Here is a 22,480-nt window from a genome sequence, read left to right as displayed (position 1 = left end):
TACTCCACTAACCCGTGGGATGAACCGTCAGAGTTGGAAAAAAGGCACTTAATTAAGCCGAAACCATGCGCTGTGGGGAAGCAGTTGGAAAAAGTACATTTTATCCACCAAGCCCCATAATCTCAGCAGAATTCGGTCTGATTAAGTGTTATTTATCCAACTGCTATAAGTAATTGTTCCTGCGACCATAAATTAGATGTACTATTTCCACTTAGATGATCCGCCGCGCGCCACTCACGCCTATACTTTCTATTCAAAAAGCCCCAAACCCGGCAATCAACCAGGTTTGGGGCTATATACGGTTTGGGCCCATCAACTGCTATCAACTACTGCAGAACTACCGTGTCTCCTGCCTTCAGTCCCGACAGCACCTCTGTTTTATCGGTCGTTTCCATTCCAGTCTTGATCTCTTTGCGTTCGTATTGGCCGTTTCCTTTGTCCACCATAACGAAGGCCAGATCCCCTTCACGGATGACGGCGATATTGGATACAACTACCGCCTTCTCTTTGCGTGAGGTCTCGACGTCTCCGCTAAGGCTGAGGCCGCCCATCAAATGCTCGTCCGGCTGCATGGAGATGACCACCTCGAATTGCGGAAGCTGACCGGCTGTGTTCTGTCCGGTGGTCGTCGTGGCGAACTTGGCCACTCCGGTTACCTCTCCGTCCAGGACCAGATCTTTTACGGCGGTCATCTTCACCTTTACCTTCATGCCCTTTTTGATACGGAAGATATCCTGCTCCCCGACCTGTGCTATGAACTCTACTTTGTTCGTGTCCACAATCTTACCGATGTACTGATTGTCGGTGACGGTCTGCGGCCGTTCCGTACTGCTGTCGAAGAGGAAGATGCCGTTCTCCGGAGCATGGTATACCGCAGTGCTCAGCTTCGCCTTCTTCTCCGTAAGCTCTTTGGCTTGAATCTCGGCGTTCACCTGGTTCAGCTCATCACTCAGACGGGCGGTTTCCTGGGCAGCCAAGGCCTTCAGCCGTTCCGCTTCCGTACCGGCCGGGGCAGAAGAATCATCCTCCTGCTGCGCGACAAAAGCATTCAGTTCCCCCTCCAGCTTCGCCTTGCGGGCGGCTGCCTCCGCCGAGGCAATCTCATTACGGAGTGTGCTCTGATCCAGGGTGAAGAGCACCTGGCCCTTCTTCACCTGTGCCCCGTTCTCCACCTTCCAGGCAGTCACCTTGGAAGCAAAGGGGGCATACACCAGCGTCTCCTTCTGGTATTGCGATCTGCCTTTGATCTGCACTGAGCTGGTTAACGTCTCTTCCGTTACCGGGAAGCTGATCACCTGCATCGGTTCAGGCGGGAGATCAGCGGTCTCATCCGCCTTGAAGAATTTGGTATATCCGAAATAACCGGCAGTTCCGATGATACCTAAGATTATGATCCATTTCAGGCTCTTCTTTAGAGTCCTCTTCATCGTTTCGGCTTCCTTTCTAGCTTAGGGTTAGTCTCGTTTAATAGCGGTTAATGCATCGGTTCTGGAGGCACTGATCGCCGGATAGATCCCCGACAGTACACCCGTCATAATAGCAAAGGAGATTCCGACCGGCAGATTCATCGCCGGAATGAAGAAATTCATCCCGTCCCCTGCACTGCCTACCAGCTTGTTGAGCCCCATCACAATGAGATAGGAGAATGCAACACCCAGCATGCCCCCGAGCAGCCCCAGAAGCGCAGCTTCGGTAATGAACATGTTACGGATCTGCCCCATGTTAGCCCCCAGGACCTTCATAATCCCGATCTGGCGACGCCGCTGGTGGGTGGACATGGTCATGGCCACTATGATGGAGATGGAAGCGATGATCAGGATGAATACCCCGATTCCGAGAGCCGCCATTTTGATCATATCAAATTGCTCCTTCAGCATCTCCTGCTGGAACAGATTGTCTTGAGCGTTCAGGGACAGCTTCTGAATCATCTGCTCCACCGGCTTAATGTTCGCCACATCGTCCACCTTGACTGTAATCGAGTTATAGCTGCCCTCCGGCGGGAGCGTAAGCACACTGGTGGTGGAATTATCGAACGCAAGCTCCTTGGAGAGCTGCTGTGCGGTCTCGGGAGACACATACATAATCTTCTCATAGGATGACCGCAGTTCATCCATACCCTTGGGAAGCGCCAGAATTCCGGAGATCTGCAGGGGCGAGCTAAGCTTGAACACCGGGGTTGTAGAGCTATAGTCCTGCGCCTGAATCTGAACCTGCTTGCGGTACAGTTCAGTAGGCACAGTGGCCATTTTGTCATATTGCTGGTACAGCTCCTGATTGAACGGATCCGCACTCATCTGATCGAACAGCTTCTGCCGGGTCTCCAGGTCAATCAGGCCCAGTGTAGCCCCGTGATTGAGCACAATGGATCCGAGCTGACCATTCGCCCCTCCCTGCTTGAACTTGTGGTCGTACGCCGTCAGCTTCTGTAAATCGGCGACAACCACCTGAACATCGGAGATCTTGTTGTCTATGGTTACCATCTGCAGATATCCTGCTTGATGAAAAGGCGAAGCCGCCTTCACATGATTCAGCCCCTGGATGATCTTCAGCTTCTGATCGGTCAGCTTGCCGGGGTCGAGGTTCTCATTTACCTCACCCGATCCGCCGCCTCCGCCTCCGCTCTTCCCGTTCGTTGGAAGTCCTCCGCCCGGTGAGACCATAATCTCATCCATTTTGAAGTTGGCATTAACCTGTTCAGTCACATAGACCTGTGCAGACTGGCCTACGCTCAAAGCCACGATAATTGCTGCGCAGCCGATGGATATCCCGGTCATACATAGACCAGTAACCACCTTGCGCCGTTTGACCTGTTCCCAGGCCATCCGTGAAATGTCTCTGATCTTCACGGCTTCCCTCCCTCTGCAGGATCAGCTTCCTCAGCGGTCTGGTGTTCAGGTTCCTCAGCCGGCGGATCTTCATCCGCTCCTGCTGTCTGCGGTACTGGCTCTACAGCTTCCTGTTCAGCTCCTGCAGCTAATTGTTCTTCAACCTCTACCATGGTCTGCGGTTCAGCTTCCTCAGCGATTTGCTCTTCAACCTGTACTTCTGTCTGCGTCTCAAGCTGCGGTTCTTTTTGCAGTTTTATATCTGCTTGCGGTTTTGCCTGCGATTCAGTGACCAGGAAGCCGTCTTTCAGCGTGAAAATCCGCTGCATTTGTTCAGCCACCTTGTATTCATGAGTAACGACGATAAAAGTCGTCTTCATCGTCCGGTTCAGGTTCAGCAGAATACCGATAATTTCTTCTTCAGTCTTGGAATCCAGATTCCCCGTCGGTTCATCGGCGAAGATGACCGACGGCTCTGTGATCAGCGACCGGGCGATACTGACCCGCTGCTGCTGTCCTCCGGAGAGCTGCGAGGGGAAGAGATCTGCCTTGTCGGGAATTCCCACCTGCTCCAGCAGCGCCAGCGCCTTGGCCTTGCGTGCCCTGGGAGAGACTGACTGGAAGACCAGCGGCAGCTCCACGTTCTCGCGGACCGTCAGGCTGGTAATTAGCTCATAGGCCTGAAAGATAAATCCGATATTCTTGCGGCGGAACTCGGCCAGCTTATTCTCGCCCATTTTCACAATGTCCTGATCAGCAATGTAGATATGACCTTTCGTGGGCTTCATCAAGCCGGCCATCAGGTTGAGAAGCGTTGACTTCCCGGAACCTGAACTGCCCAGCAGGGCAACCATCTCTCCTTTTTTGACGGAAAAATTGATTTCATGAAGAACGGAGGTCCATTCATTACCGCTTTTGTACGAATGCGTAATATCTTCAACACGCAACATGGAAGCTGCTCCTTTTATAAAAATATAAGAATGTTTTAGTTGAGCGAATGAAGATTATTCCTGTGTCTTGTTCGGAACCACGTTGGTGACTCCAAAGGCCTGGCTGCCCAGCATCAGACGTTCACCCTGGAATTCATCATAGAAGGCTAACTTATAAGCGCCACCGTCCATCGACTTGTACACGGGTCTGCTGAGGGAGAAGGAATACTGGTTGTTCGTCCCTTCAATCAGGTCTGTGCCCAGTGTAAGAACCTTCTCGGTAGCGATGCCGAACGGATCGGTAATCTGCAGAATCAGCTTATGCTCCAGCACACCTGCATCGTAGAGGTTATCCTTCCTCAGGCTGTAGTTCATAGTAATATCCAAGGTATCCGATGACTTCACCCGCTTGCCTTCAGAGGTCAGAACAGAAATCGTATAAGGATATAATGCCGTTGATTCCAGCGTATTCTTCGGTACGTTAGCCTGCGGATTCAGCTGCAGCGCTGCCACATTGACGAATCCGGTCGCTTCCTCCTTGGCCTCGATCAGCTTACCCTCTTTGATACCGGAACCGAGGTAGAGTAAGACATCCGCGAGGTCTGTAGCCTTAGGCACCTTGGCCCACAGGACCACGAGCTGCTTGGCACCCGGAGACGCGCTGTTCTCCGACTGGCTGGTGCCCGCTTCGAAATACTGGCCGTCCTTGGTCTTATAATAAGCCTGGAGGCGGGCCATTTTGCTCTGTCTTTTCTCTTCACTGCTAAGATAGAGCTCTGTGTATACCAGATTGTGGCTCTCCCCTTGATAGATCGTTGTCCGGTTCTCCTGTACACTGGCCGTTTTGCCTTTGCCGCTAATGGTGTAGCTCTTGCCCTTCTCGATGGTCGGAATACTGTTAATCGAGTTGTTGACGCTGACATCCAGGAACGGAACGGTCTCTGAATTCTGTGTGCCGTTCAGGGCAATCCGCATATTCTGAAACTCTGAGGTATAGGCAATTTTGCCGAGTACATACAGATCCGCAGACTTCCCTGGCGCAAGGACAGAAGCATCCTTATTGTCCATATACAGCTCTGTAGTCACGGGCAGATTCTCTTTATCCAGCTTAATGGTTCCCTTCAGCTCAGGCAGCGTAAGAGACACGTTCTGGGTATTGGTGATTCTCAGTCTGGCAGCTACGATATCATCATCTCTCCAAGGATAACGCTGCAGAGATTGAATACTGTACGAGAAGGATCCGTATGAATTCGTGGTCATATACTCCTGGCCGGTCGTTACCTCCGTACGCAGGGCATAAGGAATGACGAAATAGGCTACCGGGAAAACCATTTTGGCAGTCGGTGTTGCAGGAGGCGAAGTGGACGGCGTTCCGGTATTCCCGGTATTTCCGGTTGTCTCGCCGGTTCCGCCCGGATCAGGTACACTTGTGCTCTCGGCGCCTACCGATTCGATCATCATCAGCTGCAATCCGGATTGATCCACTTCAAGCGGTACGCGGACCGTAAGCGGTACAATTTTGGTCTCTAGCGGCTTGAGGGTGACTCCGCTTACACCTTTGGAATTCACCGGAAAAACCTTGCCCTTCACCGATTTGACCGCCAGGTCGTAGCTTGGCAGGGTTACCGCCTTGTTGCCGGTATTCTTAAGCTGCATCTGGAACGTCCATACCGCATCTGCATCCTGTGCGTACACATTGGCATTGCGGAGCAGCGTGTCTACCGTGTTGTTATTGACTACAATCTTTTTGACTACCCCGCTGCCCACTACCAGATTAGGCGAGCTTGCTGCGGGCAGCTTATAAGAAGATTTAGCCAGCTCCAGCTTCGTGGTCTCGTCTCTCTGCGTGAATTGCAGCTTCATATTATCTGTTTTGAGATAGGCCGGGATTTCCGTAATATAATAAATGCTCCGTTTCTCCTGCGGTTGAATCTTGTAATCCGCCTGTGTACCGCTCAGCGCCAGCTCGAAGGAGGTGCCGCTCGCAGATACCAGATACGCCGAATAGCCCGGATCACTGAGGACTTTATTGCCCTTGTTAGTCAGACTGACCCCTACTTTGGCATAGACCTTGCCGCTGTATTTATAGAGCTGGAGGGAGTCTGCACTGGCCGCGACGGGAATGTCGTTCATGACTGTACTTAGGCTTGTTCCAACTGCAGCCGTAGTTGAATAATTAGCGGGCACTCCAAAAGATCCCGTCTGCTTCAGATACCCCTTTGTCTTGGCATCCCAGACCAGCATCGAGATTTTGATCCCCTGCAAAGAGGAGGTTTGTCCCACATTTACATAATAGGTCACGCTAAGGGTTTCTTTGGCGCCGACTTTCTTCTTCAGGGCATCCGCACCTAAGGGATTACCTGGAAGTACTGATCCTCCCGGAGTGACAACGCGTGAGAAATAATGCATTAGGCTTGCGCTTGAATTGCCGGAATTCGTATATTTAAGTGTGTATGACAAGATGTTTCCGCTGGACTGGCTCCATATGTTGATATTCTCTAGTACTGCGGTCACTCCGGCACCCATGGGAACGGAATTGAACTTGAATGCCGCCGGAGCGGATACTGCGGGGGCCTTCGCCGCCGGGGCTGCATGTGCAGCAGGCGCAGTGATGCTGCCAGCCACCTGGCCGGCAACGAGTGAACTCACCAGCAATGCAGCATATGTAACTCTATACTTTCTCATTTATTTCCCTCCAGATGTATTTACTAGCAATAGTATAGTTGCTTGGCGCGTGGAATTTGTATCCACTTTGTAACCCTTTGTTTCCATTTGTAACTTTTTGTCACCTAACCAAGGCTATCGCGGCGTGAATTCTGCCCTAAATGTAACAAACTTTCTTAATACTTGGTCCTAAAATGGCTTGATTCTATGAGTTGAAGGAACGTCTGTATTGGTTCGGCGGCATCCCTTCGAGCTGTCTGAACACCTTGATGAAATAACTGGATTGTTGAAAGCCGCTTTGCAGTGCAATTTGCGCAACGGACAACTTGGTGGAGGCCAGCAGCAGCTTGGCCCGGGCCATCCGGCAATCGCTCAAATACCGGTTCGGCGTCTTGCCCATAATGCTGCGGAACAGGCGGAGAAAGTGGTAGCTGCTATAACCGGCAAGTCTGGCCATAGACTCCAGCGTCCAGGGCCGCTCACACTCACTATAGATCCTGTCGGCGGTAAGCCGGATGGAATGCCGGATCTCCAGCGGAACGGAGCCGTGGAGCGGCTCGGTGTTCTGCATCAGCGTAACCAGAATCTCATAGAGCAGTGTGGAGAGGCGCGGTTCACTCCGGGTCTCATAGCCTGCACTGAGCCGGTACATTTCCTCGAAGAGCGCTTCATAACCGGTGCCGGGATCGAAGGTGAAGAAGTAGCCGCGTGACTGATCCGCCTCCTCCAGCATAGGCAGAGGCATCGCCGTGGCGAAGTGCATCCAGCGCACATCCCAGGCAGCTCCGGGATCAGAACCGTACTGCTGATAAGCCCCTCTGGGAAAAAGAAACCCGCTGCCCCGCCTCATGGATATCCGCTCCCCTCCCTGAAATACATACCCTTCTCCCCCGAAAACCATGTGGAGATTATAGCTGTTCAGGAACCCCTCACTTCTGCGCTCTGCATGCTCCGGGAAGTCGCTGTAATGCCCCAGCATCTCCGGATAACATACATAGTGGGCATAAGCAGGCTGCGGCAGAACCCAGTGTTTTCTCATGTAAATCTCCTCCTGCCCTGCGCTGAATCAAGCACGCAATATAATGATATAATAGCAATATTATGTTATATAAGTGGATACACTGCTGATAATACAATAGATTGGTAGCTTAATGAAAGCATATTTTTACACTTGGAGGTTAAGATGAAGAAACCTGTTGCAGCAGAACGATTTGAACTGGGCGTCTGCTATTATCCTGAGCACTGGCCTGAATCCATGTGGGCTGACGATTACCGGCGTATGGTTGAAACCGGATTCACCATAGTACGTCTGGCTGAGTTCGCCTGGTCCATTTTTGAACCGGAAGAAGGCGTGTTTCAATACGATCTGTTTGACCGTGCGGTCGACATGGCACACAGCTACGGGCTGAAGGTCATTCTGGGAACGCCTACGGCCACTCCGCCTGCCTGGCTTACCGAGAAGTACCCTGAGGCCTTGAATGTTACTTATGAAGGTGTGACGCTACAGCACGGCATGCGCCGCCATTACAATTACAGCAGTCCCAAATACCGTGAGCTCTGTGCCCGAATTGTAACGAAGCTTGCTGAACATTACGGCAATCATCCGGGTGTTGTCGGCTGGCAGATTGACAACGAGCTGAACTGTGAGATCAATGTATTCTACTCGGAGAGTGATCATCAGGCCTTCCGCCTCTGGCTGCAGGAGAAGTATGTCACCTTGGACAAGCTTAATCAGGCTTGGGGCACGGTGTTCTGGAATCAGACCTATACGAGCTGGTCACAGGTCTGCCTCACCCGGCCTACTCCTTCACCGAATCAGCCGAATCCGCACCAGGCTCTGGATGAGAAGCGCTTCATCTCTGATAACACCATCCATTTCGCCAAAATCCAGGCAGATATCCTCCGGGAATTGGCTCCTAATCAGTGGGTTACCACCAACGGGCTGTTCGGACATCTGGACAGCCATGAGCTGAATGACGAGCTGCTGGATTTCTTCAGCTATGACTCGTATCCGCAGTTCTCCACCATCGGCTTCGATCCGGCAGAGGTGAACCCGATGCTTGACCGCGGCTGGGGACTGTCCCTGTCGGCCGTACGTTCGGTCAGCAGCAACTTCTGTGTCATGGAGCAGCAATCCGGTCCGGGGGGCTGGGTCAACCGGCTGGACATGCCTTCACCGAAGCCGGGACAGATGCGGCTGTGGACCTACCAGTCCGTCGCCCATGGCGCTGACATGCTGCTCTATTTCCGCTGGCGGACCGCCACGATGGGCAATGAGATCTATTGGCACGGCTTGAACGATTACCATAACCAGCCTAACCGGCGGGTAAGGGAAGCGGAGCAGATCGGCCGCGAGCTGGCAAGCATCGGGCAGCAGTTCATCGGCAGCCGGACTCAGGCGAACGTTGCTATCGTGCGTGATTATGACAATGAGTGGGACGGGGAATATGATGTCTGGCACGGCCCGTTCATGTGGCAGAGCAACAAGGAATGGTTCAAGGCTTTGCAGCGGAAGCATATTCCGAATGACGTTCTGTACCTGCGCAGCCATACCACCCTTGCAGAGCTTGCCCGTTATGAAGTGCTGGTGCACCCGCATCCGGCGATTATGACCGATGATACGGCGGCTCTGCTCGACCAGTATGTACAGCAAGGCGGGAAGCTGGTCTTCGGCTGCCGCACAGGCTACAAGGATATTACCGGACAATGCTACATGCGGCCTTTTCCCGGAGCGGCGCAGGAGATGTGCGGGGTAACCGTGGAAGAATTCACGCTGGTCAAAGGAACGCGCAAGCCTACCTCCATCCGCTGGAACCATGATCCTGAGGCGCTGACCGGTGCAGATGCCTTCAATGACATCCTGCATGTGGAAGAGAACAGTGTGGAGGTCATGGCAACCTATGCGACCGACTACTATGCCGGCAAACCGGCGGTAACCCGCAACACCAGGGGCAAAGGCGAAGTATGGTATTACGGCGCCGTGTTCAATGAGCCTGCTGTGCTGCAGATGCTTGGCAGTCTGGGGCTGGTCTCGCCAGCCGCCGATTGGGCGGAGCTGCCGCCAGAGGTTGAGTTGCAGATTCGTGCTACGGGGGAAGACGCCTCTTCCGGTGTCGCCTTCCTGCTCAACTACAGCGAAGAACCGGCACAGATTGTGCTTAAGACAGCCAAGACGGACCTCTTAAGCGGCCAGACCCTGTCAGGGAGCTATACGATGGAAGGGTTCGGCGTACTCATCTTGAAATAACCACGAACTCCAAAAGGGTTCCGCTGCCGCAGATCGCTCTGTGGACGGCGGAACCCTTTTTACAGTTACAACTAATATTCCCTTGCAATTCGCTATGAATTATTAGATATTAATACAATGTATTTATTATCGGCGATAGTAGAGTATCCGATGTAACTCTGTGAATAGGGTCGAATCCCGGAGGTTCCGTAAAACGAAAATACACCGGCCAGAAGAGTGTGTTCCTAACGGACCTGAGATACCCTATCCCCAGTCAAACGCCACTTTTTGCGGTTTAACGGACTGAGTTGGATTAGAATTGAAAGTAGACGACAGTTAACGGACGGAGGGATAATAAGGGCAACGGAGGTGCATCCCTATGGGAGAAAAACGACAACGGTATAACGAAGAATATAAGAAGCAAACGGTAAAGTTCATTCAAGAGCAGACGAAGAGCATAGGGGACATCGCGCAAGAGCTGGACATTCCGAAAAGTACGCTGCACCAGTGGATGGGGCAATACCGGGAGCTAAAGAATGAACCGGTAGCCAGTATGGATCGGGTACGGGAACTCGAAGCCGAGCTCCAAGAGATGCGCCGTCAGCTCCAAGAGAAAGACAGTCGACTTGCCGATACAGAGGAAGAATTGGCAATCGTAAAAAAAGCAGTGCACATCTTCAGCAAACCAAGGAATTAAGATTCCAGTTTATGAAGGACCATCGCTCCGCATTTCGCTTGGAGAAGATGTGCAGTACCCTACAGGTATCCAGGAGCGGATATTACAAGTGGCTGAACGCCAAAGCCAGTGTGCAAGCCCTCCGCAAGGCTGCTGTTATGGAGCGAATCCGGTACCATTTTGACGACCATCAAAAACGGTATGGAAGTCCGAAGATCACCCGCCTGCTGCATCAGGAAGGCTATACGGTCACGGAACGCACAGTGAGTGTGTACATGCGAGAAATGAAGCTCCGCTCTATTGTATCTAAGCCATACCGAGTGCAGACGACCGATTCCAAGCATAATAATCCCATTGCACCAAACACACTGAACCAAGAGTTTAAGGTGCTTAAGCCCAATACCGTATGGGTCACCGACATCACGTATATCCCTTGTCGTGGAGGTCGCTTATACCTAGCTAGCGTCATGGATCTATGCACGCGAGAAATTGTAGGGTGGCGGCTGTATAACCATATGGAGACGAGCCTGGTCTTAGACGCGCTGCAGGCGGCTTACACGGCGAAGCGACCCGGCGAGGGCCTACTGCACCACTCTGACCGAGGGTCTCAATATACCTCAAAAGAATATGTCGACCAACTAAAGACATACCACATGAAATCCAGCATGAGCCGTAAAGGAAACTGTTACGATAACGCCTGCATTGAGTCTTGGCACAGTATTTTAAAGAAAGAGCTCATCTACTGTAATCCGCGCTTCAAAAACCCGGAACAGGCATATGATGCTATTTTCCAATACATTGAGTTCTATTACAATCGCAAGCGAATGCACAGCTCACTGGGGTATCTTTCCCCCGCCCGCTTTGCTAAGCAATTCACTAAAAAATCCGTTGCGTAACAGTCTACTTTCTTGACAGAAGTCCAGAGGAGCCCTTATCGTCTCTCTACGAGAGGTTTAGAGTAGAAAATCCAGGAATAAGCTTCATGAGGTCCGTTACTTGCCCAAGTGGTGACTTTATACTAGAATAAGCGCACCTCAGTCCGTTACGTCAGGCCAACTGTCCCTAATGGACAACTCTCGTCTTCATCTGGGAATGACACCTGTAGGTTGGCTCCACTCTTGTACTCATTCAGGTATGATAGCGCCCCATCTACTAGTTTAAATCGGACACTATACTAGTCATTATTCCATGAACCAGAAGGAGCATGCCCATGAAGCCAGAATCCATTCATCAGGAGCCGCTTTCCGGCGGCAGCCTGGTTACAGATAGCCCAAGTGTGCCGGAGAGCAGCGATACGTTCTGGCAAGGGGTCAAGGACTGCCTCCCCACTCTGCTCGGTTATCTCAGCATCGGGTTCGCCGCAGGCGTTGTGGAGAAAACAGCGGGGCTGACCCTTGCCGAAATCGCCATGATCTCCATCATCCTGTACGCCGGTTCGGCCCAGTTTATTGCCGCTGGCATGATTGCCGCCGGGAGCAGCGCCTCCGGTATTGTCATTACGATTCTGCTGGTTAACCTGCGGCATCTGCTGTTAAGCGCAGCATTGTCGCCATACTTCCGGCATCTGACTCCGCTGCGCAACCTGCTGATCGGCTCACTTCTTACAGATGAGACCTTCGGCGTAGCCATTCAGAAGAGCGCCGCAAGGAAGCAGATCAGCGAGAGATGGATGCACGGCCTGAATATTACCGCTTATCTGAACTGGTTCCTGGCCAATATCGCCGGCGCTATTCTCGGTCAATGGATATCCAGCCCCGAGAAGTGGGGACTGGATTTCGCCCTGCCGGCTATGTTCATCGGGCTGCTGGTCCTGACCATTATGGGACGGCGCAAGTATAGACTGGATATCACTGTCGGCTTAGCGGCTGTTGTTGTTGCCGTGCTCGTCTCTGTGCTGTGGTCACCCAGCATGGGCGTTATAGCTGCGGCGCTGGTAGCCTCAACGATTGGAGTGGTGATGGAACAATGGAAATAAGACTGGAAATTGCCATAATCATTCTCGGAGCCGCGCTCGTCACCTTCATTCCGCGTGTCCTTCCGCTGATGCTGCTAAGCCTGATCACGATCCCGGAATGGGGCATGCGCTGGCTGAGCTATGTGCCGATTGCTGTCATGGCTGCGTTGGTTGCCCAAGAGCTGCTCGTAACCGGCGGCAGGTTCGCAGTCCTATCCACCAATGTGGAGCTAATCGCCGCCCTCCCTACCTTCTGGGTAGCCGTCAAGACCCGCAGCCTGCTGGCCACCGTATTGACCGGTATTGTGACGCTGATGCTGCTGCGGCTGCTGTTCTGACCCTGTTCACTGGATGCACTGTATGATCACTTTCTGACTACGGGTGCTAATCTTGCCTGCCCTCCAGCTGCAATACTCTCTTAATGAAGCTGCCTATGTTCCCGATGGCCTGCTGCGCTTCAGGAAGCATGGCAGCCATCAGCTGAAAGGCGCACCACATGTTCTTCCAGATTTGAAGTTCTACTGTGATGCCCGCCGCCTTTGCCTGTTCAGCCAAGCGTTCTGCATCACTCAGCAGCACCTCATGATCTCCCGCCTGTATGAGCAGGGGCGGCAAGCCCCGGAGATCCATTCTTAATGGTGATAATATTGCAGGCCACGCACCGCCATAGTCCCCCATATATTCCTCAATCATTCTCTGATTCGCTTCCCGGCTTCCTGTCGGGTCCGTTCCCGCACGGCTGTCATAAGACTCCCCGTCCAAATGAATAAGGTCGGCATGGGGAGATAGCAGGCATGCACCGGCAGGGAGCTTATCCCCCTGGTCCCGCAGCGTAATTAATGTCATCAGCGCAAGCGTGGCTCCGACGGACTCTCCGCAGACTATAATATTCCCGGCAAGAACGCCCCGTTCCAGTAGCCAGTGGTACGCTGCAAGGCAATCCTCATTGGCTGCAGGGAAGCAGAACTCCGGTGCAAGCCGGTACTCCACAGTTAAAATGGCAATTCCCCCAGCTGCTTCAGATAGACGGGCTGCAAGATCCCTATAGATCTCGCAGCTGCCAGACACAAACCCTCCGCCGTGATAATAAAGAATTACCTTGTTCTCCGCGGGTTGCGATTGTCCTTCAACTTGTAGACTTTTCTCCTCCGCTCTGACCCACTCTCCGCTGAAGGTCTCCACCTCAACCGGTTCAACCTTCACGCCTTCAAGAAAGGGTAATTGCCTGGAAGCTTCGAGAGCCGCCGCACGGATCTCCTGAATCGATCTTCTGGAGTAACTATTATTGCTTTTCAGATAAGCTGTAATGGCCTGCAACTGTTCAATTGGGGTACTGCTCGGATACAACATACGTGTAATTCCTCCTGTTATCCTGGGATGCCCATACTATAAACCCTGTAGCAGTGTACAGAGTCAAGCGGCAATCCCGGCAGAATTACAGGTGGCAACAGATCAATCATTCATGTTCAACATATTAAGAGTATCCTGCACGCCCGGGTGCCTGTCCTGAACCAGAAGGCCGGACTTCAGTGCTTCAAGCTGTCTGCGTATCTCGTTCCGCCGGGCAATCTCCAGATCGACAGCGGCGATCTTCCGCTCAATGACTTGGGCGAAATCACTGATGCCAATGCTGCGGTCTGCCGATTTATCAAGTGCTTTCTTAATCTCCTTAAGCGTGAATCCGCAGCTCTTGGCATTACGGATAAAAGCAATCCGGAGGAGCGTCTCCTCCGGATACAGCCGATACCCGCCTGCTGAACGCTGCGGCAGCGGAATCAGCCCGTTTTTCTCATAAAACCTGAGCGTCTCCATATTAATCTGAGCCTCTTTAGCCAGCTCACCGCGCAGATAAGGGGTCATGCCTGCCGCTCCTTTCCAGTATTCGCTGAACATAATGATTCAGCTACAGCTTCAGCTGCTCCTTAAGCGCCGCCGCCTCAGCGGCAGTAAGTTCAGGCAGCTCCTCCTCGGTATAGCGGGCCTTGTGGTATAGGCCCAGCAGACGGTCATTGACAGAGGCATCTCCGCCAGAGTGCTTGCTCGAACGCTTCTGGCCTTGCGACCAGGCGGCTACATCAGCTGCTGTCTCCTGCGGGGTCAGGTAGGGCTTCACCTCATACCCTTCCGCATGTCTGGCCCGCAGCCAATGCCGGTAGAGCCAGCGGATGCGCTCACGGCTTCCGTCCATCCCTTCCCAGCGGTCCCGGCGGCTGGCAGGTGTCAGCTTGGAACGAACGTATTGGCGGAAGTCCTGGACGGTCTGCTCCCAGTTGAACAGGCTGGTCTCCTCATCCTGATACCCGGCAGCCGCAGGAGTCTCTCTGCGCAGCAGGGACAGCAGCCTGTCTATCGCTCTGCGCAGGATGCCTCCTGTATTTCTGTACAACCAACGCAGGATAAAATACAGTACCGCAAGAATGGCTGCCGCTCCTAGAATATAGAAGCCTATATTTAGAATCATCGATAGCAAGCCCGGTTCACCCGGCTCCGCTGCCGGCATGGCAGGGATGGCCTCAGGCGGTGCTTCTGCCGGCGGTGCCTCCCCGGAACCGGAGGATAACCGGCTGAGCCAGGCGAAGAATGCCCGCACCATATTCCACAGCAGCATCCCAACCGCCCGTCCGCCCCCCGCAGCAAGCAGTGCTGCCAGGATAATAAAGCCAATCACGAATACCCGGTTATGCCGCCGCAGTCCTTGAGGCAGATTTCCTGCACCTCCGTTCAAGGAGCTATAACGCAGGTGGGTGCTGTTCGTAGCCAGCAGTGCCAGGATCAGGCACAAGCTGCCGCTCCAGGTGAGCACCGGCGCACTCGGCTGGAGACCGGGGATGCGCGAGAAGGCAATCGAAGCGACAAAATACAGCATGATCCCGCTGATATACAGCCACAGCCGGTTCACCCGTGTGGCCGCTGTCATGCCAAGGAAGGCAGACACAGCCGCTCCGGCTGCCAGCGGAAGACCTATAAGTGTCAGCGTACCGGTTAACGCCGCAGATATAGCTCCGAGAATTAGCGCCGCGAGCAGCTGCTTCCAGCGGCGGTTGCATATCTCTCGCAGCAGCACACCAGCTGCGGCCAGTACCGGCAGCAGATAGATCCAGCGCAGCGCCTCGGCCTCCGGCTGGAAATAAGTCTGGAGCACCAGCCATACCGGGAGCAGCAGCAGCCATTCGATGAAGGCTGCCATCCATATGGCGTAATTTTCTTTGAAGGCATCCGGGATTCGGGAAGTCATAGCTCACCGCCCCCTTCAGAAGGAATATCCAGCCACTCTACACCGTTTCCGAGGAAGCTTAAGCCTGAGGCTGCCAGCTGAAGCTCTGCCCCCCGGTGACAGGTAATGATCAGATAATCCTTATCTGCCTCCCCCTTGTCCGCTTCAATCTCCATCAGCCTGCTCATCGGCACGGTCCGGTCCAGATTCAGTCTGGCCAGCAGGCCAAGGAACTCCTCGGTATGAACAATGGACCAGGTGTCCACCGAATCTCTCGCCCCGCTCCCCTCCAATCTTCCATTGCTGAGCAGCCGGACCTCAATCCCGTGGCTGATCGCATACTCGGCTACAGTCGCCGCATAGCGGATTCCCAGCTCTATACGCTGCACATCGGTAACCGTTCTCCACATGGACTCACTCGTCTCCACGTTCAGGCAGATGACCAGCCGGGAATCGGCGGTGTAATCCTTTTGATGCACCTGCATACTTCCCGTACGGGCTGTCGCTTTCCAGTTAATGCTCGCCAGAGAATCCCCGGCGCTGTATTCTCTTGTACCGGCGGTCAGGAACGGATCTTCGACAATCCAGCGCTTGACCGGCAGCTCTCCAAGCCAGCTGTGAACCGGCAACGGAAGGTCATGGAAACGCAGCAATCCGGGGTAGACCAGCAGCTCCAGATGAAGCGGGAAGGTCTTAGCGCTGCGGCTCAGTCCGAACAGATCGCCGGTAGTCATGGTTGCCGTCTCCAGGACGAACAGCCCCCGCTCCCTGCAAGTGATATTATGCCGCCGTTTGATATGGCGAAAAGACCTCAGGAAGAACAGGCTGACATGATTCTGGGAAATCTCTCCGCTGCTGATGCCCAGATTCTCCTGGTTACCGAATTCAAGCCCCTTAGCTATGCTGGATTCCAGCCGCAACCACGGCAGCGGCAGCAGCTTCTTGTTCATGATCTCCTCAACCATCTCTACCTGTTCACCGGCGTACACCGCTTTGGCAGAGAAGTAACGGGTATAGCTGACCTTCTTCAGCGCATGCCGGTCATAGACCAGCGAGATCAGGACCAGCAGGATGAACGTGCTTGCAATGAACCACGGCAGCGACATGGATCACTCCACCCTTCCGCCTCTGGACAGGACAGCAGGTTCAGCCGGGACCTCAATTTCACGCAGCACCTGAAGCACTACCTCTGCCGACTGGCCTTCACGGACTCCGGGACCGCGCTGAAGAATCAGCCGGTGCGCCAGCACAGGGACCGCAACCTCTTTGATATCATCCGGGATACAGTAGCTTCTGCCCTGGATCAGTGCGTATCCCTGCGAAGCGCGCAGCAAGGCGAAAGCTGCCCTGGGGCTTGCTCCCAGCCGGACCGCCGGGGAGGTACGGGTAGCCTCAACCACGCGCATCATATAAGCGAGCAGCTCGTCACTGACAGTAACCTCCGCAGCCAGACGTTGAACGTCCTGAATCTGCCGGGCCGTGGCCACCGCAGCGGTATCTTCCAGCGGGTTATTCTGGCGGAACCGCTGGAGGATATGTACCCCTTCATCAAATGTAGGATATCCGCTGGTAATCCGCATGAGGAACCGGTCCAGCTGCGCTTCCGGCAGCGGAAAGGTCCCCTGGCTGTCCACCGGATTCTGGGTAGCAATGACCAGGAACGGCCGCTCCAGCTCATGCGTCACGCCGTCAATTGTAATCTGCCGCTCCTCCATACACTCCAGCAGGCTGGACTGGGTGCGCGGCGTGGCCCGGTTGATCTCATCCGCAAGCAGAATGCTGGCAAATACCGGACCGGGACGGAATTGAAATTCGCCGCTCTTCTGGTTATAGTAATTGATGCCGCTTAAGTCAGACGGCAGCAGGTCGGGCGTGAACTGAATCCGCTTGAACGTGCAGTCCAGGGAGCGGGCCAATGTTTTGGCGAGCAGGGTCTTTCCGGTACCCGGCACATCCTCCAGCAGCACATGACCATTGGCCAGCAAAGCGGTCAGCAGCAGGTTCACACCGCTCTCTTTGCCCACGATAACTTTTGCCAGATTGCTTCGGATCGATTCAATTAGAGCGGTTGCTTCTTGAAGATTCATGAATAATAACACCATCCTATTCCATAAAAAGGTATGTACATATAAACTAATCATACCAGAAAGCGCCTACATTATATAATAGCGGAAATTGCAGCCCTGGCTTATGCCTGCGGCTGCCGCTTCTTCCGGAGCATTAACGCAAAGAAATAGTACATCGGAATAAACTCTACAATCAGCCACACAAGAGCCATATTGAAGGAGTAATAGTCATGATCATACCGGGCCAGATTTCTGGAATAGAGATAGGCAATCGTTACAGAGCAAACTGTCAGGCCGGGAATCAGCAGCTTCTTCGCTCTCTGCCCGGTAAGATATGCAGCACATTTACTCGCTACATAGATCAGAAATGAACTGTGAATGAACATAGAGGCGGACCAGATTCCAATCAGCAGGGGATCGGAATTGCCCAGAAGCTCGTTGTTGGACGAGCTGCGGACGAGCTGCAGATAGGGGAACGTCAGCTCTTTGCCCAGATAGGCTCCGAAATTCAGCAAGGTCATCACCCAGCCCAGCAGAATCGTCAGCATGACGCACATGCCCCCAAGAGCCAGCTTTTTCATGGTGCTCTTGCTGATTTTGAGCTCCGGGGCAACAAACAGGAACACCACCCATTCCCCCAGCCAGGACATGACGGTTAACGAGTCCTTGAAGGCGATGAACGGATCATGGTAATGGAGAAACGCCGGGAGAATGGCGTAATTGGCATGCTGGATGAACAGATAGATGCTCAGCATCGTCGAACCTACGAAAATAATCGATATGCCGTCAGACATATACACTATAGAGGTGACTCCGAGATGAGCCGTGTACATAATGACCAGTCCTATAAGGAGCTGAATCAGCAGCGGCGGTGTTCCGCGCAGATAGTTAGATCCGAAGAACAGAACAAAATTCTCGATATCATACGAAGCATAGTAAACACACCAGCATAGCAGCAGAAGGACTATAACCCGGTGCATCCACTTCCCCGTAATCTCTGCTCCGAAATCCACCCAGCCCGTCCCGGGCTTCAGCTTCCCGAGCTGAACGGTGAAGAACAGCGGAATCAGCGCCAGGGCACAGCCGGCCACAATCCCGATCCACCCTTGATAGCCGGAGGATTCAATGAGGCCGGGAACTAGAAACATGGTACTCTGGGAGCCCAGATATACGATTGAGAACCTGGTGATTTGCCATTTCGATGTCTGCATAATGTTCTTCCCCTTATTTTTCTGAACCGAAATCCTCGATAACGAATTTCGCGGTCACCTTAATCCGGGCTTCCGAGGTATAGTAGTCTTTCCAGCGCTCCCGCAGCTTCTTCCATTCCGCCGGATAATTCCATTCCACCAGCATACCCAAATGCAGCACATCCACACCCTCCTGCCGAATACGGTCAAGGGCAGCCGTGATTTCTCCGGCCACCTTCTGTTCAAGCTTGCTCAGCAGCAGGGGGCTGAGCTTGTTCGCATCGCGGTGCTCGGAATCCTTGAAGTAGGTGATGCTGGCGTGTCCTTTTATTTTCACATGAAACAACGGACCTTCCGGGGTCATGCTTACGGAGGAAGCTGCGGTGTTCCTGAGGAAGATTGCATTTGCAGCTCCTGAGCCGTCATCATCCCAGTCTATCGAATATACCGGGAACGCGATTTGTCCGGCGAGATTCCCAGCAGCCCAGGCCAAGGCTCTGCCTTCACTGACATTCATCAGACCTCTCATCTTCAACTCCTGGAACAGCATTACGCCGCCGACCCCAACCCAGTACTCCTCCTTCTTCTCAGCGTTATCACTCTTTAGTCCAAAGGATAAATAATCCATGGCATACCCCATATGCGAGGCCTCCGAGAGCATGCAGTCTCTGATCGTAGTGCTGAACAGGAGGTTTTCTTGGGCAATATTGCTGAGTACCTGATCCGGTAACTGTTCGAAGATCGGAGACAATTTGGGAATCTCGCTGGCTTTGCCGGGTGCAGCCATGATGAAGGTTCCCAGGGGGATCTCCGGCTGCCTTTTGAACCATTCAAGCATTTCCCCAATGCCTTCCCTTGCATACTCCTTCCCCACGACAACAATCTTGATATGGGAAATCTCAATCTTGCGGGACAGATCCTTCTGAATCAGGATTACTGCTTCCGGTATAGTGGCGGCTGTCTTGGTGATCATCGAATATGCCTTGCCGTCAGACGCGCCGCTCCCTCCCTGGGTCCCTGACATCAGACGGTTCGGCAGAGGCGAGCTGATTGTGACTTCAACGGTACCCGGCTCCTTCCCTTGGTCAATGAATATTCCATAGATAAAGGTCAATTTATCAAGCTCTGTTTTGGACCAGCAGCCGGTCAGATTGAAGAGCAGCAGCAGTGCCAAGCCCAGCTTGACGGCTCTCATGGCTTCTGCCTCCTTTTATTTGTGCTGTCGGTAAAAGAGCTGCTCCGCTTATTCATATACTGGGAGGGGACGCGAAACAAGGTATCTCTCCAGTCTTCAAAAACAAGCGGCGCCAGCGGCTGCAGGTAGGGTGAGCCAAAGGACCGGAGATGGGCTAAATGCCCATAGATCATAAATACCGCAATAAAGACACCGATCAGTCCCAAGGTTCCGCCCAGAATGAGCAGCACAAAGCGCAGCAGCCTGAAAGTCAGTCCAAGCTCCAGATGCGGAATGATGTACGAAGCGATCCCGGTAATGGACACTACAATGACCATCGGTGCCGAGACAATTCCCGCCTGGACCGCCGCCTGTCCGATAACGATACCTCCGATAATGGAGACAGTCTGACCCACTGGCTTCGGAATACGGGTCCCGGCTTCACGCAGGGCTTCGAACGTAAGCTCCATAATCAGCGCCTCCGTCAGGGCAGTGAACGGGATATTCTCGCGGGCCGCAGCTATCGTTATCAGCAGATCAGAGGGAATGATCTGTGAGTGAAAGGTTGTAATGGCGACATATAATGACGGCAGTATCATCGAGATCAGCGAGAAAAAGAGGCGGACCAGCCGGATCCAGCTGCCTGCATAAAAGCTCTGGTAATAATCCTCGGAGGATTGCAGCAGCGCAAAAAAAGTTACCGGCGCCAGCAAAGCGGACGGTGTGCCGTCCTGCAGAATGCCGACTCTGCCTTCCATGAGCGAGGCGGCGACAGAGTCAGGGCGTTCCGTATATTGATAGATCGGAAAAGGGGAGAATTGCCCCCGGGACATATGCTCCGCCAGATAGCTGATGCCCAGAATTCCGTCCACATCGAGACTGCCCAGCTTCTGTTCCATTTCCGCCAGAATTTCCGGCTTGCAGAGCCCCTCGAGATAGACCAGATATACATCGGTCTTGGTGTATTTGCCGATAGCGAAATGCTTGGTCTTCAGATCCGCATGCTTGATCTTGTGGCGCAGCAGCGAGAGATTCGTCTGAATATCCTCGATAAAAGCTTCCTGCGGACCGATCACCACCAGCTCGTTCTGTGATTCGGACACCGCCCTTTTCTGATAGTGGGCAATCTCAAAATAATACACATACGGCAAACCTGCGATGCTGAGTACAGGATTCCCGCTGACGATCAGCTCCACCACCCGGCCGGGATGATAGGCCTTGATATAAGGAATCGCGAATGCAGATCCGTGATCCAGACGTTCCATGAAATCCGCCCAGTGCGGCTCCGCATTGGCTTCTGCCTTCAGGGGCGTGGCGACAAATTCCTGCAGGCTTAGGGTATCCACGATGGAAGGAATATAGATCAGCATACAGGAATGCCCGTAGACATTAATAGACTGGTAGACCGCATCGCTGCAATCTGTCAGCTGCTCCTTGATTAGCTCCAGCATATCCTGATCAGGCAATCTGGCAGCCTCCTTCCGGTAGTGGGGATTCTGCCTTAGTATTCCAGCTCGTTCCTGGATTTATGCCCGGACATGCTAAAGAAGCCGGATCACCGGCTCCTGCTTGTGAAACTGCTCATGCTGTTAGTTCTGGATAAAAGGCTTCAGCTTCTGCAGCAGCTCCTGCAATTGCTCTGAACAATTTGTGTACATTTGCTTCGCCGCTTTGTTCTTGGTGGACAGACCGAACAGCTCCAGATCGGCTTCACATTTCTTCAGCAGCGCATACAGCTGAGGCTTATCCTGCGGCTGCGGCACCTTGACTTTGTCAGCATAGAGATCCACGGTAAGCTCACCATAAGAGTCTACCTGCCCGAGGAAAACATCCTTCACGGTCAGATTCAGCTTTTCCAGCTCGGTCTGCAGCCACTTCCGGGACAGATTCAGCGTATCCAGAGGCTCGTCCAGAATCTCACCATCCATAATCACAGCGAGTGTTTCCTTCTCCGGGGCGACCTTTATCCCCAGATCCTTGGGGGTGAAGGGCTGATTCTCCTTGGTCAAAAGCACATTAATCGCACCATCCGATTCCATAATCGCAAATTCCACATCGGCTAACTTGAAGACATCCTTTTTGCGCAATTCCTCCAGCAGCTCATCGACGCTCAGACGCTCTTTTTTCATATTATTCTCGAGAATCTTGCCGTCCTTAATCAGCACCGTCGATTTGAAGTCAATGAAATCCCGGGCCTTTTTGCTCTTGATTTGCAGATATTCAATTCCCAGTGAACAGGCAACCCAGACGCCTAAGGCAATCAGGCCCAGATGCCAGGTCTTATCCGTGTCCAGCGAGATATAAGCAGCCAAGCTCCCCACTGTAATTCCCGTAATATATTCAAAAAAAGACAGCTGCGAAACCTGCCGTTTGCCGAGTATCTTGGTTAGAAAAAACATTACGACCACAGCAAACAAGGTCCGCAAGACAACCTCCAGCGCTTCAGGCATTCGAATAACCCCCTGTATTGTGATATTTCAAGTTCTGTGTTGTCAGACATTCCGCTTCAGTATTTGTCAAACCAGGGGTGAATTAACCACAAGATTTCGTGCCGTCTGATTA

At 53.1% G+C, this 22,480-nt stretch carries 18 protein-coding genes and 1 pseudogene; 5 read left to right on the top strand and 14 right to left on the bottom strand.

Annotated features, from left to right (window positions below; all coding sequences use genetic code 11):
• Window positions 1-326: 326 nt before the first annotated feature.
• The 5 genes and pseudogenes from MKY12_RS13590 to MKY12_RS13570 form a co-directional block, all read right to left on the bottom strand.
• The gene (locus MKY12_RS13590) at window positions 327-1,427 is read right to left on the bottom strand and encodes an efflux RND transporter periplasmic adaptor subunit (protein WP_339314086.1); all 1,101 of its coding nucleotides are present in this window, start codon (window positions 1,425-1,427) and stop codon (window positions 327-329) included.
• Window positions 1,428-1,454: 27 nt separating this feature from the next.
• Window positions 1,455-2,846, bottom strand: coding sequence for an ABC transporter permease (locus MKY12_RS13585; protein ID WP_339314085.1), 1,392 nt, complete (start codon window positions 2,844-2,846; stop codon window positions 1,455-1,457).
• 266 nt (window positions 2,847-3,112) lie between these two features.
• A pseudogene (locus MKY12_RS13580) lies at window positions 3,113-3,775 on the bottom strand (ABC transporter ATP-binding protein); the annotation flags it as partial.
• Between the two features lie 54 nt (window positions 3,776-3,829).
• Window positions 3,830-6,439 carry a hypothetical protein gene (locus MKY12_RS13575; protein WP_339314084.1) on the bottom strand — a complete coding sequence of 870 codons (2,610 nt, stop codon included), beginning with the start codon at window positions 6,437-6,439 and terminating at the stop codon, window positions 3,830-3,832.
• A 184-nt stretch (window positions 6,440-6,623) separates the two neighbouring features.
• Window positions 6,624-7,457: an AraC family transcriptional regulator gene (locus MKY12_RS13570; RefSeq protein ID WP_036728714.1), complete on the bottom strand. Its 834-nt coding sequence runs from the start codon at window positions 7,455-7,457 to the stop codon at window positions 6,624-6,626.
• Between the two features lie 144 nt (window positions 7,458-7,601).
• Here MKY12_RS13570 and MKY12_RS13565 point away from each other — a divergent pair, with 144 nt between their 5' ends.
• From MKY12_RS13565 to MKY12_RS13545, 5 genes are all read left to right on the top strand, one after another.
• The gene (locus MKY12_RS13565; RefSeq protein ID WP_339314083.1) at window positions 7,602-9,665 is read left to right on the top strand and encodes a beta-galactosidase; all 2,064 of its coding nucleotides are present in this window, start codon (window positions 7,602-7,604) and stop codon (window positions 9,663-9,665) included.
• 358 nt (window positions 9,666-10,023) lie between these two features.
• Window positions 10,024-10,341: a transposase gene (locus MKY12_RS13560; protein WP_036725045.1), complete on the top strand. Its 318-nt coding sequence runs from the start codon at window positions 10,024-10,026 to the stop codon at window positions 10,339-10,341.
• Window positions 10,342-10,352: 11 nt separating this feature from the next.
• Entirely contained in the window at window positions 10,353-11,216 is an 864-nt protein-coding gene (locus tag MKY12_RS13555) for an IS3 family transposase (protein ID WP_339311273.1), read from the top strand.
• A gap of 314 nt (window positions 11,217-11,530) precedes the next feature.
• Window positions 11,531-12,295, top strand: a complete 765-nt coding sequence (locus MKY12_RS13550; RefSeq protein ID WP_083684804.1) for an AzlC family ABC transporter permease — start codon at window positions 11,531-11,533, stop codon at window positions 12,293-12,295.
• Window positions 12,286-12,612 carry an AzlD domain-containing protein gene (locus tag MKY12_RS13545; RefSeq protein ID WP_339314082.1) on the top strand — a complete coding sequence of 109 codons (327 nt, stop codon included), beginning with the start codon at window positions 12,286-12,288 and terminating at the stop codon, window positions 12,610-12,612. The genes MKY12_RS13550 and MKY12_RS13545 overlap by 10 nt, the downstream gene beginning before the upstream one ends.
• A 46-nt stretch (window positions 12,613-12,658) precedes the next feature.
• On the opposite strand, the gene MKY12_RS13540 is transcribed toward MKY12_RS13545, so the two are convergent.
• The 9 genes from MKY12_RS13540 to MKY12_RS13500 all read right to left on the bottom strand — a co-directional run bounded on the left by MKY12_RS13540 (window position 12,659) and on the right by MKY12_RS13500 (window position 22,368).
• Window positions 12,659-13,624 (bottom strand): alpha/beta hydrolase, encoded by a 966-nt coding sequence (locus MKY12_RS13540; protein ID WP_339314081.1) that lies wholly within the window; start codon window positions 13,622-13,624, stop codon window positions 12,659-12,661.
• A gap of 102 nt (window positions 13,625-13,726) precedes the next feature.
• The gene (locus MKY12_RS13535; protein ID WP_339314080.1) at window positions 13,727-14,167 is read right to left on the bottom strand and encodes a MerR family transcriptional regulator; all 441 of its coding nucleotides are present in this window, start codon (window positions 14,165-14,167) and stop codon (window positions 13,727-13,729) included.
• 10 nt (window positions 14,168-14,177) lie between these two features.
• Window positions 14,178-15,509, bottom strand: a complete 1,332-nt coding sequence (locus MKY12_RS13530; RefSeq protein ID WP_339314079.1) for a hypothetical protein — start codon at window positions 15,507-15,509, stop codon at window positions 14,178-14,180.
• On the bottom strand, window positions 15,506-16,594 hold the full coding sequence (locus tag MKY12_RS13525; RefSeq protein ID WP_036728723.1) for a DUF58 domain-containing protein: 1,089 nt from the start codon (window positions 16,592-16,594) through the stop codon (window positions 15,506-15,508). The genes MKY12_RS13530 and MKY12_RS13525 overlap by 4 nt, the downstream gene beginning before the upstream one ends.
• Window positions 16,595-16,597: 3 nt before the next feature.
• Window positions 16,598-17,575 (bottom strand): AAA family ATPase, encoded by a 978-nt coding sequence (locus MKY12_RS13520; protein WP_339314078.1) that lies wholly within the window; start codon window positions 17,573-17,575, stop codon window positions 16,598-16,600.
• A gap of 101 nt (window positions 17,576-17,676) precedes the next feature.
• Window positions 17,677-18,765, bottom strand: coding sequence for a GerAB/ArcD/ProY family transporter (locus MKY12_RS13515; RefSeq protein WP_339314077.1), 1,089 nt, complete (start codon window positions 18,763-18,765; stop codon window positions 17,677-17,679).
• A gap of 13 nt (window positions 18,766-18,778) precedes the next feature.
• A complete protein-coding gene (locus tag MKY12_RS13510; RefSeq protein ID WP_339314076.1) occupies window positions 18,779-19,939 on the bottom strand; it encodes a Ger(x)C family spore germination protein in 1,161 nt (386 codons plus the stop codon).
• The gene (locus tag MKY12_RS13505) at window positions 19,936-21,384 is read right to left on the bottom strand and encodes a spore germination protein (protein WP_339314075.1); all 1,449 of its coding nucleotides are present in this window, start codon (window positions 21,382-21,384) and stop codon (window positions 19,936-19,938) included. The genes MKY12_RS13510 and MKY12_RS13505 overlap by 4 nt, the downstream gene beginning before the upstream one ends.
• Window positions 21,385-21,507: 123 nt before the next feature.
• Window positions 21,508-22,368, bottom strand: a complete 861-nt coding sequence (locus tag MKY12_RS13500) for a DUF421 domain-containing protein (RefSeq protein ID WP_339314074.1) — start codon at window positions 22,366-22,368, stop codon at window positions 21,508-21,510.
• Window positions 22,369-22,480: the final 112 nt, after the last annotated feature.

The sequence above is a fragment of the Paenibacillus sp. FSL M7-0896 genome (assembly GCF_037975415.1).
GTDB classification, from domain to species: Bacteria; Bacillota; Bacilli; order Paenibacillales; family Paenibacillaceae; genus Paenibacillus_AQ; species Paenibacillus_AQ silagei.
The sequence above is the reverse complement of the archived record's forward strand: the minus strand, read 5'-3'. Positions and strand labels throughout refer to the sequence as shown.